Origin of the sequence: Exiguobacterium sp. SH0S1, from assembly GCF_004337165.1 — a bacterium.
GTDB lineage: Bacteria > Bacillota > Bacilli > Exiguobacteriales > Exiguobacteriaceae > Exiguobacterium > Exiguobacterium aurantiacum_A.
This window is the reverse complement of the sequence record NZ_SJVC01000002.1, coordinates 347,017-360,205: the sequence shown is the minus strand read 5'-3', so window position 1 is coordinate 360,205 and position 13,189 is coordinate 347,017. Positions and strand designations below refer to the sequence as shown.

The following is a 13,189-nucleotide window of genomic DNA, read 5'->3' as shown; positions in this document are numbered from 1 at the left end:
TTCGGTTTGTGAAATATTATAAAGTCAACATTTTTATTTCACCGTTTCTTCACACTTCTTTAAAATTTAGTGATTTTAATTTAGTTTGTGAAGTGCGTAAAAGCCTTGATACGACTTGGTTTAAAGCGCTTTTATAATTGTGAAATCAATTGACTTCTTATGCTATTTCCATTACTCTGAACTTGTGTGACTTTTGATGGTCACGCGAGTGTGAATCGAAGAAGATGAAGTGCTGGCTGCCAGTTAGAAAGGGGGACTAGGATGACGAAAAAAGACAATCGTTACCTATCCTACGCCTCGCTCGCCTCACAAATCTCGACCGCGCTCGCCGGACCGATCGTCATCGGTTATCTCGTCGGCCAATATGGGGCGAGACGTGAATTTTGGGGCACGTTTGGTTGGAATGTGTCGGTGTTTCTCGGAATGTTTATCGGGATCACCGCGCTCGTACTCACCCTTCGAAGTTTAATGACAGGAGAGGACGAATGAAGCTAGAACAAACGGAACTACAACAAGTGCAAGCAGACAGAAAAGCACAACAAGAGTTGATGAAACGCTATACGAAGTGGTTTGTCGGATGGTTCGCCATTCTCCTCGTCGGAGCGCTCATCGTCCCTGTGTACAAACCGGTATTTCTCGGCTTGTTCCTGGGTGGGGTCGCCAGTCTGATCATTCTACATATGCAGAATCGCAGCGTCATTCGGATGTTTGACGTGATCGAACATGGGCGACGCCCGAAATCGCACGGGACTGTTTCAAGAATGGCAGTCGGTGCGTTAGCCGTGATAGTCGGTCTCTTCTATGAGGATCGAGTATCGCTGATTGCGGTGGTAACTGGTCTAATCGCCGGCCACATCATACAATTTGGCGAGTTCACACTTGCCCAGCTCAGCAGGAAAAGAGGTGAATACTAATGGGTCATGAGTTTCCCACATATTCTCTACAACTTGGAGACTATACGTTATATGGGAGCTGGACGAACGTCATTACGGTGCTAATCGCATCACTGCTCGTCTTTGCGTTCGCCGTTTGGGGAACACGACGCTTGGCCATGAAGCCGACAGGTAAGCAGAACTTGATGGAATTCTTCGCGGAATTCGTACGCGGGATCATCTCGAGTGCGATGGATTGGAAGACAGGAGGCCGCTTTATCGGGTTTGGGATGACGTTGATTTTGTTCATTCTGATTTCGAACTTGATGGGTCTGCCGTTCAACGTCATTTCCGGTCACTATCTATGGTTCAACTCACCGACGGCCGATCCTTACGTCACATTGGCGTTGTCGACACTCGTCGTTGCAATGTCACACTATTACGGCGTGAAGCTACACGGTTTCAAGCACTATTCGGCGGAATTCGTGAAGCCGGTCTGGTTCTTATTGCCGATCAAGCTTATCGAGGAGTTCGCGAACACCTTGACGCTCGGTCTGCGTCTTTACGGTAACATCTTTGCCGGTGAAATCATGATTACCATCATCTTGGGACTCGCAATTACCGCACAAGGGGCACTTAACCCGCTTGGTGCTGTGTTCGCAATCCTGCCGATGATTTTATGGCAAGGTTTCTCAATCTTTATCGGGGTTATCCAATCCTACATTTTCCTGACGCTTGCAATGGTGTACATCGGGCATAAAGCTTCAGCCGAGCATTGATTCGGATAAGCTGGCCTCGCCAAAGCGTTGAACAAAAAAACTATTTACTTACTTTTAGGAGGAACATACACAATGGAACAAATGAATCTTCTCGCAACAGCAATCGTTATCGGTCTCGGAGCACTCGCGGCTGGTATCGGTAACGGTCTCATCGTATACGGAACAGTACAAGGACAAGCACGTCAGCCAGAACTTAAAAACGAACTTCGTCAAACGATGTTCATCGGTATCGGTTTGGTTGAGGCCCTCCCGATCATCGGTGTGGCTGTCGGTTTCCTTCTCCTCAACTCTTGATTACGAGTTAACGAGAACAACAAACGAGGGAGCAAGCCTCCCTCACTTATTTAGTCAAGAGGAGGGTATGCATGGATACGATGATGATTGCAGCTGGTGCCGGTGGCGAAGGCCTCCGCATCCTGGATATGATCTTTACACTTTTCACATTCCTCGTACTCTTGGCCCTGTTGAAGAAATTTGCTTGGGGACCACTCCTTGGAATGATGAGACAGCGTGAAGAGTATGTAGCGAACGAAATCGAGCTTGCTGAAAAGAGCCGCAAAGACGCGGAGACATATGTCGTCGAACAACGTGACGCTTTAAGCGCCGCACGTACAGAATCAAAAGAGATGCTTGACTCAAGCCGTCGTCAAGCTGAAGCCGAACAAGCACGCTTGGTGGAGCAGGCGCGTTTGGAAGCCGAAAAAATCAAGATCGAGGCTGGAAAAGCGATCGAGCGTGAGCGCGAGCTCGCGAAACAGTCGCTTCAAACCGAAGTCGTCACACAGGCGCTCTCGGCAGCACGCCACGTCCTTCAGTCAGACCTTAAGGGCGACGAAGTGAAACAACGTGCCCTCGTCACAGACTTCCTGTCTAAAGCGAAAGGTGCTAACTGATGAACACATCGTTAGCAAAACGCTATGCCAAAGCGCTCTTCGACTTAGCGCGGGAACAAGGCACGCTCGACCAAGTCGAAGCGGAAGTGCGTCTGCTCGATGAAGTGCTCCACGCGACGCCTGAATTGATGGACATTTTAACGAATCCAGCAGTCAGCGACAGCGAGCTTGTACAGCTTTTAACACACAGCTTTGGTGATATGACAGATATCGTGCTTAACACACTTCTCGTCATGGTCGAGAACGACCGTGCGAGCGAAGTTCGCGGGCTGCCGCGTTACGTCTTAGATTACATCAACGACTTCCGCGGCATCGCTGAAGGGTTCGTCACAAGTGCTTACCCGTTGTCGGCAGCAGAGTTGAAAGAAGTCGAACTCGTCTTCGGTCAGAAGATGAACAAGACGCTTCAATTGAAGAACGTCGTCGATGAACAGGTTATCGGTGGACTTCGTGTCCAGATCGGTTACACGACGTATGATGACACAATCGAAACTAAACTAACACGCCTTGAGCGTGAATTGTTGAATGCGTAAGAAATAGGGGTGAATTCAATGACGATCAAAGCTGAAGAAATCAGCGCCCTGCTAAAAGAGCGAATCGCTTCGTACGGTTCTGAAATCGAAGTTAGTGAGACAGGTACAGTCATTCAAGTAGGTGACGGTATCGCTCGTGCATTCGGACTCGATAACGTTATGGCAGGAGAACTCGTAGAGTTCTCAAACGGCATAATGGGCTTGGCGCAAAACTTAGAAGAAGGCAACGTCGGGATTATCATCCTCGGCGACTACAAAGGTATCAAAGAAGGCGACTCGGTTAAACGTACGGGCCGCATCATGGAAGTACCAGTCGGTGATGCGCTCCTCGGACGCGTCGTCAACCCGCTCGGACAACCAATCGACGGTCTTGGACCGATCGTGACGGACACATACAACCCGATCGAACGTAAAGCTTACGGCGTTATGGCCCGTAAGTCAGTTCACGAACCGCTCCAAACTGGGATCAAGGCGATTGACGCCCTCGTACCAATCGGTCGCGGTCAGCGTGAGCTCATCATCGGTGACCGTCAAACTGGTAAGACGTCGGTCGCAATCGATGCGATCATCAACCAAAAAGAAGAAAACATGGTTTGTATCTACGTCGCAATCGGTCAGAAAGAATCAACTGTCCGTGGCGTAGTTGAGACGCTCCGTAAAAATGGTGCCCTCGATTACACAATCATCGTTTCGGCTTCGGCTTCACAGCCAGCCCCACTTCTTTACCTCGCGCCGTTTGCAGGGGTATCGATGGGTGAGTACTTCATGGACCGCGGACAACACGTCCTCGTCGTGTATGATGATCTCTCGAAACAAGCGGCAGCTTATCGTGAGCTCTCGCTTCTTCTCCGTCGTCCTCCAGGCCGCGAAGCCTACCCAGGTGACGTCTTCTACCTCCACTCACGCCTTCTTGAGCGTGCGGCGAAGTTGAACGACGAACTCGGTGGCGGCTCGCTGACAGCTCTTCCGTTCATCGAGACACAAGCGTCGGATATCTCGGCTTACATCCCGACGAACGTTATCTCGATCACAGACGGTCAAATCTTCCTTCAGTCAGACCTCTTCTTCTCAGGGGTACGTCCCGCGATCAACGCCGGTCTCTCGGTATCGCGTGTAGGTGGTGCGGCTCAAGTGAAAGCGATGAAGAAAGTTGCCGGTACGCTCCGTCTTGACCTCGCGTCATACCGTGAGCTCGAGGCGTTCGCCCAGTTCGGGTCAGACCTCGATAAAGCGACACAAGCGAAGTTGAACCGTGGACAACGGACGGTTGAAGTCTTGAAGCAAGAATTGAACGCACCGCTCTCGGTCGACAAGCAAGTGTTCATCATCTACGCTCTCACGAAAGGTCATCTCGATGACGTCCCAGTCGAAGACATCCGTCGTTTCGAAAAAGACATGAACGCATGGCTCGACCAAAACCGTGCGGACCTTTGCCGTGAAATCCGTCAAACAGGAAACCTTCCTGCTGACGAGGCGATGGTCGATGCAATTGCGGAATTCAAAAAGACATTCTCGCCATCGGTTTAATCCGGTGACGAGCGTCTATTAAGGTGGTGAATCGAAATGGCATCATTACGTGAGATCCAGATGCGGATCACCTCGACCCAAAGCACGAAGCAAATCACGAAAGCGATGAACATGGTGTCGGCCTCGAAGTTGAACCGCGCTCAAGGGAGCAACGCCAACTTCAAGCCGTACATGACCAAGTTGCAAGAAGTCATCTCGTCGATTGCCGGCGGTACTTCAGGCGCAACACACCCGATGCTTCAAGTCCGTCCCGTCAAACGGACCGGCTACATCGTCATCACGTCGGACCGCGGACTTGCTGGTGGATACAACGCCAGCGTCCTTCGCGACGTGTACCGCGAGTTGAAAGCCAAACACGATTCGACAGACGAGTACCGTCTGTACGTGATCGGGAAGGTCGGCGTTCAGTTCTTCAAGACACGTAACATTCCGGTGTACAGTGCGATGACAGGACTTAACGACCAGCCAACATTCGTTGAAGTCGCGGAGATCGTCAAACAGACGGTCGGCGCGTTCAGTGAAGGCGAGATCGATGAATTGAAGCTCTGCTTCAACTCGTTCATCTCTGTCATCAGCCAAGAAGTGAAGATGGATCGATTGCTTCCGCTTGGGGATATCGAACAGACCGCATCTAATGTGATGTATGAATACGAACCAGAAGAAGAAACGATCTTAGCAGCGCTCCTCCCGCGATACGCGGAAGGGCTCATCTATGGCGCGCTTCTCGATGCGAAAGTATCGGAGCACGCGGCTCGGATGACGGCGATGGCGAACGCGACAGACAATGCGGATGATCTCATCCGCGGACTCAAGCTCAAGTTCAACCGCGCGCGCCAAGCGGCGATCACACAAGAAATCACAGAGATTGTCGGAGGTGCGGCTGCGCTTGAATAAGCGCACGCCCTCTAGATTGTAGGAGGCTAACACGATGAACGAATACGGCATAAAAGGCCGCGTAGTCGCAGTCATGGGCCCAGTTATCGACGTTAAGTTCGAGAACCACTTACCGAACATCTACAACGCCCTCAAAGTCACGTACGTGGCAGAGACGGCGCAAGATGTCAGTGTCGACTTGACGCTCGAGGTGGCGATTCACCTTGGGGATGACACGGTCCGTACGATTGCGATGGACTCAACGGACGGCGTTCGCCGCGGCATGGAAGTACTTGACTTAGGTTCACCGATTTCAGTACCAGTCGGAGAAGAGACGCTCGGTCGTGTCTTCAACGTACTCGGTAACCCAATCGACGATAAAGAAGTTTCACCGACTGTACGTCGGGCACCGATTCACCGTCTCGCACCTACGTTTGATGAATTGTCGACAAATGTTGAGATCTTGGAAACAGGGATCAAAGTCGTCGACCTTCTCGCACCGTACATCAAAGGTGGTAAAATCGGCCTCTTCGGTGGTGCCGGTGTAGGTAAAACTGTCCTCATCCAGGAACTCATCAACAACATCGCGCAAGAGCACAGCGGGATTTCTGTATTCGCAGGAGTCGGCGAGCGTACGCGTGAAGGAAATGACTTGTTCCACGAGATGACGGAATCAGGCGTTATCAAGCAGACAGCGATGGTATTCGGTCAGATGAACGAGCCGCCGGGCGCGCGTCTACGCGTTGCCTTGACGGGTCTCACGATGGCAGAATACTTCCGCGATGAGCAAGGACAAGACGTTCTTCTCTTCGTCGATAACATCTTCCGTTTCACACAGGCAGGTTCTGAAGTATCGGCCCTTCTCGGTCGGATGCCATCTGCCGTAGGTTACCAACCGACACTCGCGACGGAAATGGGTATGCTTCAAGAGCGGATCACGTCGACAGCTAAAGGATCGGTCACATCGATCCAAGCGGTTTACGTACCAGCCGATGACTATACTGACCCGGCTCCAGCGACAACGTTCGCCCACCTTGATGCAACGACCAACCTTGAGCGTCGTCTCTCGGAGATGGGTATCTACCCAGCCGTTGACCCGCTCGCATCGACTTCACGTGCCCTCTCGCCTGACATCGTCGGACCTGAGCACTATGAAATCGCGCGTAACGTCCAGCAGACGCTTCAGCGTTACAAAGAGCTTCAAGATATCATCGCGATCCTCGGTATGGACGAGTTGTCTGAAGACGATAAGCTCACGGTTCACCGTGCCCGTCGGATTCAGTTCTTCTTGTCACAAAACTTCCACGTGGCTGAGCAGTTCACTGGCCAACAAGGTTCGTACGTACCAGTTAAAGAGACAGTCCGTGGCTTTAAAGAGATCCTCGATGGTAAACACGATGATCTCCCGGAAGACGCATTCCGTCTCGTTGGTCCAATCGAAGACGTCATCGAAAAAGCGAAGACGTTGGTCTAAGACCTACACGGAAGGGGGAAACTAGACGATGAATACTCTTCACGTCAACGTCGTCACCCCGGATGGTGCAGCTTACGAGGGCGAGGCACGAATGGTCGTCGCCAAATCGGTGACAGGTGAACTCGGTATCTTACCGAAACACATCCCGATGGTGACGCCACTCGACGTCTCGGTCCTTAAACTGCGCCACGAAGATGGTGGACGCACGCTGATCGCACTCAGCGGCGGTTTCATGGAAGTTCGTCCCGATATGGTGACGATCTTAGCTGAAACGGCCGAAATGGCGGATAAGATCGACTACGACCGCGCCTCTGCGGCGAAATTCCGCGCTGAACGTCGCCTTCAAGATTCGAAGATTTCGGATACTGAATTCCGACGTGCGGAGTTAGCGCTCAAGAAAGCGGTCAACCGCTTGAGCATTCGCGATATTAAAGAATGACGAGCATCCTCTCTCACGTTTAGTGGGAGAGGATTTTTTCTGGTCTTATCCTTTTTGAACCAGACGTTTGAACCAGCTTCCTTCATTATATGTAGGTGGAAAGAACCATGTTTTTTTGTGTCCAAATAGTGGAATGCAGGAACGGGTCGTCCGATAATATAGGTGGGAACTATCAAAAAGGAGATAAATGGATGAAAGTTTACGTTGCGCGTCAACCGATCTTTGACCAGAAACTACGTGTCTGCGGCTACGAACTGTTGTATCGCCGCAGCGAGAAAAATATGTTCGAACACGTCGACGATGCGCTTGCGACCGCCGACGTGATCCATAACGCCTACCTCGTCTTTAATTTTCGAGAATTGACCGAAGGGACGCGGGCGTTCATCAACTTTCCACAGAACTTGATCGAAGGGGAAGTGCCTTCATTATTGCCGCGGCAATCTCTCGTCATCGAAGTGCTTGAACACGTCGAACCGACCGAGAAAGTACTTGCCGCCCTGCGATCACTTCGGCGGAAAGGTTATACGATCGCCTTAGACGATTTCGTCTTCGAAGAGAAATACCGCCCGTTGATCGGGCTTGCGGATATTATTAAAATCGATTATCAGGCGACACCGGTCGATCAACAGAAACGCTTGATCGATGCGCTCGGACACCGGATCGAATTTCTTGCGGAAAAGATAGAGACGAAGCTTGAATATGATATCGCGAAAGAGCTTGGCTATAAAATGTTCCAAGGTTATTTCTTCAGTCGTCCGACAGTCATTCATGGGGCGGAAGTCCATCCGCTCCGTAATACGCTCGTCGAGGTGCTGAAGGAGCTTGATAAACCAGAACCGAACTTCCGCCGCATCGCCGGGCAAATTGAACGAAGTGTCGATCTGTCCTACAAGATGCTCCGGTCGGTGAACACGGTCTATCAAAAGGGCCGTACGACGATTCAATCGATCGAACAAGCCGTTGCCCGCATCGGACTTGACGAGATGCGGCGTTGGTCGTATTTGATGTTGCTTCGGGAGATGCAGACGTCTGAATCGAAAGAATTGATCAAGCAAAGCGTTATCCGTGGGAAGATGATGGAGTTGATTGCCGATGAGACAATTCCGGGGGTAGCTCCGTTTGATGCGTTCATCACCGGGATTTTCTCTTCACTCGACGTCATTTTGGACGAGACGATGCAAACGCTGATCGCCGAGCTCCCAGTCGAACCGGTTGTCAAAGAGGCACTTCTCGGTAAGCCGAACAAGTTGCATGAACTGCTCGAATCGGTGAAGGCATATGAGCAGTTAACTGTGCCAGTCGACGAGACGGCTCTAGATTGGTCTCGTTACTATATCGAAGCGATCCGCTGGGCGCTCGCACAGGACGAAAAAAAGGAATAATGTTTGAAAATTTGGTGGGACGTCAATTACTGTAGTAAAGGCTATGCGCCGATGACGTCCCTTTTATATGCGGTTTATGTAAAGAGAGTGAGCTGATAGGATGAGACGATTCGATTGATCATCATCATGCTAAGTCTTTTTTTCTCTGTCGCAACGTGCTATGATTAAAAATGGTACAAAATTTCGAAAAGAGGGGAATCGAGGATGTTAAACACCGTCTTATCGCTCGTCATCTATGTCGTAGCGATCTACGTCGCTTGGTGGGCACTCATGCCAGTTAAGTGGGAGAGCGTGCTCAACCAAGTGAGAAGTCCGCAAGCCGCTGTCTTGCGTGTCCTCGTGGCCGTCGTCTTCGGTTCTCTGATCGCCCAGTTCTTTTTGGAGTATATCCGATTGGCTCAGGCGCTCGTACCATTACAGTCGATTTTCCAAATCATTAACAAACTGTAATCCTGTTGTAACGACTCCTATATGTATATCATGTAGGATAAACTCGTCTGACATGACGACCAATCATCAGGACAGATTATGATTTTATTTTTATTTTTTTCTGATGAGGCGTCACGTTAAAAAAACATCATAGTAATCGACATAACCACATCCGGAAACGGATATCGACGCATAAAATAAAAAAACAACGAAGCTGGAGGACAAAGAGAGATATGAAGGATTTGATTGTAGTCCGTGGAGGACGTAAATTGTCAGGTATTGTGCGTGTTGAAGGAGCTAAAAACGCCGTACTGAAAACATTGGTTGCCACTCTTTTAGCAGGCGAAGGAAAATCGGTACTTCAAAACGTGCCACGTCTTGCTGATGTTTACACGATTAATAAAGTGCTTCGCCATCTCGGTGCAGAGGTCGCGTTCGATGAAGCAAACAACGAAGTCACTGTCGATGCCTCGGGCACAATCAAAGACGAGGCACCGCTTGAGTACGTTCGCAAAATGCGTGCCTCGATCCTTGTCATGGGTCCTCTCCTTGCTCGTCTTGGCCATGCGCGTGTCGCAATGCCAGGCGGATGTTCGATTGGATCACGTCCGATCGACCTCCATTTAAAAGGATTTGAAGCAATGGGCGCGAAGACAGTGATCGGCAACGGTTTCGTCGAAGCATCAGTTGAAGGTCGCTTGAAAGGTGCGAAGATCTATCTTGACTTCCCATCGGTCGGTGCGACAGAAAACATCATGATGGCGGCGGTTCTCGCTGAAGGAACGACTGTTATCGAGAACGTTGCGAAAGAACCGGAAATCGTCGACCTCGCGAACTTCTTGAACGGTATGGGCGCTCACGTCCGCGGTGCTGGAACGGAAACGATCCGCATCGAAGGCGTAGACAAGTTGCATGGTGCTGAGCATTCGATCATCCCGGACCGTATCGAAGCCGGCACGTTCCTCGTCGCTGCTGCGATCACAGCCAGCGATATTGAAGTCATCGGAGCTGAGCGCGAACATCTACGTCCACTTATCTCGAAGATGGAAGAGATGGGCGTCAAGTTCGAAGAAACGACGGAAGGTATGCGTGTCATTGGACCAGAAGTATTGAAACCAATCGACTTGAAGACGATGCCACACCCTGGTTTCCCGACAGATATGCAAGCACAAATGATGGCCCTCGTCTTAAAAGCGGGTGGCACGTCAGTTATTACGGAGACTGTGTTTGAAAACCGCTTCATGCATGTCGAAGAATTCCGTCGCATGAACGCGGATATTAAGATTGAAGGTCGTTCAGCAATCATTAAAGGTGGCGTCCGCCTCCAAGGTGCCGAAGTCGTTTCGACAGACCTTCGTGCCGGGGCAGCGCTCGTCCTCGCAGGACTCATCGCCGACGAGGAGACTCGTGTCGGTGACTTATACCATATCGACCGCGGATACGTCGATTTCCACAAGAAACTTAAAGCACTCGGTGCCGACATCGAGCGAATTGAAGGAACTGTCGAAATCGCTGAAGAACTGGTCAACAACTAATTAATAGACTCATAGGAGCGAGGAGATTCTTCTCGCTCTTTTCAATGAAGTAACGAACGGAGGAACCTACACACCATGTTTTCAAAAGATATCGGGATTGATTTAGGAACAGCAAACGTCGTCATCCACGTGAAAGGCCGAGGCATCGTCCTCGACGAGCCTTCAGTCGTGGCCATCAAGCGTTCGACAGGGAAAGTACTCGCCGTTGGTTCGGAAGCGTATCAGATGGTCGGGCGTACGCCTGGCGACATCGTTGCCATCCGTCCACTCCGTGACGGGGTCATCGCCGACTTCGCGACGACAGAAGCGATGCTTCGCCACTTCGTCGAGAAGATTCAAGTCCGTGGCTTCTTCGGTGGCATCCGGATGCTGATCTGTACACCGGCCAACGTGACACCGGTCGAGGCGAAAGCCATTCGTGAGGCCGCTGAGAAAGCTGGCGCCAAAGAAGTCTTCCTCGCCGTGGAACCAAAAGCAGCGGCCGTCGGCTCGGGCATGGACATCTGGAAGCCAGCTGGACATATGATCGTCGATATCGGGGGCGGGACGACCGACGTCGCTATCCTCTCGATGGGCGACATCGTCTGCGGTGAAACGATCAAGATTGCCGGAGACCGGTTCGATACGGACATTCTCCGTGCCATCAAAGACAAGCACAAGCTCATCATCGGTGAGCGTACGGCCGAACAGATCAAAAAAGAGATCGCGACCGTATTCCCGGGTGGGCGCAACGAGACGATGGATATCCGAGGCCGAGACATGGTGCGTGGGCTTCCGCGTACAGTAACGATCACGTCAGAAGAACTCCGTGAAGCGATGGCTGAGTCGGCGAACGAGATCGTCGAAGCGACGAAGCGCGTCCTCGAGCAGACGCCGCCAGAACTCGCGGCCGACATCATCGACCGCGGCATCATCATGACAGGTGGTGGATCGCTCCTTCACGGCATCGACCAGCTCGTTGCTGAACGAGTCGGTTTGCCAGTCATGATCGCCGACGAGCCGACGCTCAGCGTCGCGCACGGTACGGGCATCATGCTCGAGAACTTAGATCGATTGAAATAAGCGAACCACTCAGTTCAAATTGTAAAATCTAGAAATAGAGAGGTACGACGTCTTTTAAGGGCGTCGTACCTCTCTTTTTTTTACTGAGGGCATCGCTTCGATTTGCAAGGAGAAGTTGGTCTCTTGTCCTTAAAATGGATAAACTGAGGAGGAGACCGGGGGGAACGAAGATGAATCCATTGATTGAGCGACTGACCGCTAAGGGGGTTGTGGTCACAGAGTACGAAAATCGAGGGGAACAAGCACGAGAAGAATGGAAGAATTGTTTCGTATTGATTGAAGAGCGGAGTCAATACCGACCGTATCTTTGGGAGTATCTCGTCGAAGAGATGGATGGCTGTCTCGTTGGAAAAGAGGCAGATGTCGCCTTGCGCCATACCGCGAAATGGAAGTGCCTCTTGTTTTTTGAACACTCCAACGATGTGCTCGAGCTCGAGTTGAGTCAAGCACAAACGTTCGTGCGGAAAGATTTGACGGTCGCGGCAGGTGACTATGCGGACGTGTATATCGTCGACCCGGCCTATACATGGACATACGTCATCCCGCACGAAGCAGACTGGGGACCATATTTTCTAATCAAATCAACAATGAAACGGGGATAACTGAATGACACGACCACTTACGCTCATCACCGGCGTCAGCCGCGGCCAAGGGATCGGTGCGGCAATCGCCCGACAGCTTGCCACGACAGGCCATGATCTGTATTTGACGCACTGGAGCCCGTTTGACGGCACGGAAGGAGTCGGGGAAGACCAGGGCTTCATCGCACGCTTTGTCGACGAATTGACGCGTCTCGGGGCCCGTGTCGCGCACGAGGCGTATGATTTGGCTTCAGGGGGCGAAGCGGGTCTTCTCGATCGCGTTGAACGAGCACTCGGCGTACCGAGCCGTCTCATCAACAACGCGACGTATGAGCGACACGTGAGCGTCGATACGTTCACGATAGAGACGCTAAGGCGCCACTATCAAGTCAATAACGAAGGGACGCTCGGTTTGACGTTCGAATTCGTCGAACGGTATCGGAGAGCGGGACATACGGACGGACGCATCCTGTTTTTAGTGTCTGGTGGGGCGGATGAATCGAACCTGGCCTACATCGCGTCGAAAGGGGCGCTCATCGCCATCACGCCGGCACTTGCGAACGGGGTCGGCCAGTACGGCATCTCGGTCAACGCGCTCGACCCGGGTCCGACCGACTCGGGTTGGATCGACGCCGCGTTACGTGACGAACTCCTGCCGTTGTTCCCGCACGGTCGGGTCGGCACACCGGAAGACACGGCTCGCTACGTCTCATTTCTCATGGGACATGGCGGAATGTGGGTCAACGGTCAGCATCTGCATGTCGATGGCGGATTCATCGGACGATAAAAAAACTTCTTCCGCGAGCGGGA

General features: G+C 51.6%; 16 protein-coding genes. All 16 read left to right on the top strand.

Annotated elements, in window-relative coordinates; all coding sequences use genetic code 11:
- Nucleotides 1-261 precede the first annotated feature (261 nt).
- The 16 genes from EVJ20_RS08530 (at nt 262) to EVJ20_RS08455 (ending at nt 13,166) form a co-directional block, all read left to right on the top strand.
- Complete coding sequence (locus EVJ20_RS08530) at nt 262-489, top strand: hypothetical protein (protein ID WP_071398354.1); 228 nt, start codon at nt 262-264, stop codon at nt 487-489.
- Nucleotides 486-914, top strand: a complete 429-nt coding sequence (locus tag EVJ20_RS08525) for an ATP synthase subunit I (RefSeq protein ID WP_070328179.1) — start codon at nt 486-488, stop codon at nt 912-914. Before EVJ20_RS08530 ends, EVJ20_RS08525 begins: the two co-directional genes overlap by 4 nt.
- On the top strand, nt 914-1,651 hold the full coding sequence (gene atpB / locus EVJ20_RS08520; RefSeq protein WP_016510243.1) for a F0F1 ATP synthase subunit A: 738 nt from the start codon (nt 914-916) through the stop codon (nt 1,649-1,651). The genes EVJ20_RS08525 and atpB overlap by 1 nt, the downstream gene beginning before the upstream one ends.
- 81 nt (nt 1,652-1,732) lie before the next feature.
- Nucleotides 1,733-1,945 carry a F0F1 ATP synthase subunit C gene (gene atpE, locus EVJ20_RS08515; RefSeq protein WP_035386543.1) on the top strand — a complete coding sequence of 71 codons (213 nt, stop codon included), beginning with the start codon at nt 1,733-1,735 and terminating at the stop codon, nt 1,943-1,945.
- A 71-nt stretch (nt 1,946-2,016) separates the two neighbouring features.
- Nucleotides 2,017-2,544 (top strand): F0F1 ATP synthase subunit B, encoded by a 528-nt coding sequence (atpF, locus tag EVJ20_RS08510; RefSeq protein WP_016510248.1) that lies wholly within the window; start codon nt 2,017-2,019, stop codon nt 2,542-2,544.
- Nucleotides 2,544-3,077, top strand: a complete 534-nt coding sequence (locus tag EVJ20_RS08505) for a F0F1 ATP synthase subunit delta (protein ID WP_131457707.1) — start codon at nt 2,544-2,546, stop codon at nt 3,075-3,077. Before atpF ends, EVJ20_RS08505 begins: the two co-directional genes overlap by 1 nt.
- 18 nt (nt 3,078-3,095) lie before the next feature.
- Entirely contained in the window at nt 3,096-4,604 is a 1,509-nt protein-coding gene (gene atpA / locus EVJ20_RS08500; RefSeq protein ID WP_016510234.1) for a F0F1 ATP synthase subunit alpha, read from the top strand.
- A 36-nt stretch (nt 4,605-4,640) separates the two neighbouring features.
- On the top strand, nt 4,641-5,498 hold the full coding sequence (atpG, locus tag EVJ20_RS08495) for an ATP synthase F1 subunit gamma (RefSeq protein ID WP_131504937.1): 858 nt from the start codon (nt 4,641-4,643) through the stop codon (nt 5,496-5,498).
- 34 nt (nt 5,499-5,532) lie between these two features.
- Complete coding sequence (gene atpD / locus EVJ20_RS08490; RefSeq protein WP_131464586.1) at nt 5,533-6,951, top strand: F0F1 ATP synthase subunit beta; 1,419 nt, start codon at nt 5,533-5,535, stop codon at nt 6,949-6,951.
- 28 nt (nt 6,952-6,979) lie between these two features.
- Nucleotides 6,980-7,390: a F0F1 ATP synthase subunit epsilon gene (locus EVJ20_RS08485; RefSeq protein WP_016510237.1), complete on the top strand. Its 411-nt coding sequence runs from the start codon at nt 6,980-6,982 to the stop codon at nt 7,388-7,390.
- A 191-nt stretch (nt 7,391-7,581) separates the two neighbouring features.
- Nucleotides 7,582-8,772: an EAL and HDOD domain-containing protein gene (locus EVJ20_RS08480; RefSeq protein ID WP_070328174.1), complete on the top strand. Its 1,191-nt coding sequence runs from the start codon at nt 7,582-7,584 to the stop codon at nt 8,770-8,772.
- 204 nt (nt 8,773-8,976) lie between these two features.
- Nucleotides 8,977-9,222: a DUF1146 family protein gene (locus tag EVJ20_RS08475; protein WP_131459001.1), complete on the top strand. Its 246-nt coding sequence runs from the start codon at nt 8,977-8,979 to the stop codon at nt 9,220-9,222.
- 212 nt (nt 9,223-9,434) lie between these two features.
- Nucleotides 9,435-10,736, top strand: a complete 1,302-nt coding sequence (gene murA, locus EVJ20_RS08470) for a UDP-N-acetylglucosamine 1-carboxyvinyltransferase (protein WP_131464584.1) — start codon at nt 9,435-9,437, stop codon at nt 10,734-10,736.
- Between the two features lie 75 nt (nt 10,737-10,811).
- On the top strand, nt 10,812-11,798 hold the full coding sequence (gene mreB / locus EVJ20_RS08465) for a rod shape-determining protein MreB (protein WP_131464582.1): 987 nt from the start codon (nt 10,812-10,814) through the stop codon (nt 11,796-11,798).
- Nucleotides 11,799-11,968: 170 nt separating this feature from the next.
- The gene (locus EVJ20_RS08460; RefSeq protein WP_161568105.1) at nt 11,969-12,400 is read left to right on the top strand and encodes a DUF4275 family protein; all 432 of its coding nucleotides are present in this window, start codon (nt 11,969-11,971) and stop codon (nt 12,398-12,400) included.
- Between the two features lie 4 nt (nt 12,401-12,404).
- A complete protein-coding gene (locus tag EVJ20_RS08455; RefSeq protein WP_131507906.1) occupies nt 12,405-13,166 on the top strand; it encodes an SDR family oxidoreductase in 762 nt (253 codons plus the stop codon).
- Nucleotides 13,167-13,189 lie beyond the last annotated feature (23 nt).

Excerpts from the sequence above, each read along its gene's own strand:
- EVJ20_RS08530 (WP_071398354.1), top strand. The coding sequence starts at position 262 with ATGACGAAAAAAGACAATCGTTACCTATCCTACGCCTCGCTCGCCTCA.
- EVJ20_RS08455 (WP_131507906.1), top strand. The coding sequence starts at position 12,405 with ATGACACGACCACTTACGCTCATCACCGGCGTCAGCCGCGGCCAAGGG.
- atpF (WP_016510248.1), top strand. The coding sequence starts at position 2,017 with ATGGATACGATGATGATTGCAGCTGGTGCCGGTGGCGAAGGCCTCCGC.
- EVJ20_RS08485 (WP_016510237.1), top strand. The coding sequence starts at position 6,980 with ATGAATACTCTTCACGTCAACGTCGTCACCCCGGATGGTGCAGCTTAC.
- EVJ20_RS08525 (WP_070328179.1), top strand. The coding sequence starts at position 486 with ATGAAGCTAGAACAAACGGAACTACAACAAGTGCAAGCAGACAGAAAA.
- EVJ20_RS08460 (WP_161568105.1), top strand. The coding sequence starts at position 11,969 with ATGAATCCATTGATTGAGCGACTGACCGCTAAGGGGGTTGTGGTCACA.
- murA (WP_131464584.1), top strand. The coding sequence starts at position 9,435 with ATGAAGGATTTGATTGTAGTCCGTGGAGGACGTAAATTGTCAGGTATT.
- atpA (WP_016510234.1), top strand. The coding sequence starts at position 3,096 with ATGACGATCAAAGCTGAAGAAATCAGCGCCCTGCTAAAAGAGCGAATC.
- atpD (WP_131464586.1), top strand. The coding sequence starts at position 5,533 with ATGAACGAATACGGCATAAAAGGCCGCGTAGTCGCAGTCATGGGCCCA.
- atpE (WP_035386543.1), top strand. The coding sequence starts at position 1,733 with ATGAATCTTCTCGCAACAGCAATCGTTATCGGTCTCGGAGCACTCGCG.
- EVJ20_RS08475 (WP_131459001.1), top strand. The coding sequence starts at position 8,977 with ATGTTAAACACCGTCTTATCGCTCGTCATCTATGTCGTAGCGATCTAC.
- mreB (WP_131464582.1), top strand. The coding sequence starts at position 10,812 with ATGTTTTCAAAAGATATCGGGATTGATTTAGGAACAGCAAACGTCGTC.
- EVJ20_RS08505 (WP_131457707.1), top strand. The coding sequence starts at position 2,544 with ATGAACACATCGTTAGCAAAACGCTATGCCAAAGCGCTCTTCGACTTA.
- atpB (WP_016510243.1), top strand. The coding sequence starts at position 914 with ATGGGTCATGAGTTTCCCACATATTCTCTACAACTTGGAGACTATACG.
- EVJ20_RS08480 (WP_070328174.1), top strand. The coding sequence starts at position 7,582 with ATGAAAGTTTACGTTGCGCGTCAACCGATCTTTGACCAGAAACTACGT.
- atpG (WP_131504937.1), top strand. The coding sequence starts at position 4,641 with ATGGCATCATTACGTGAGATCCAGATGCGGATCACCTCGACCCAAAGC.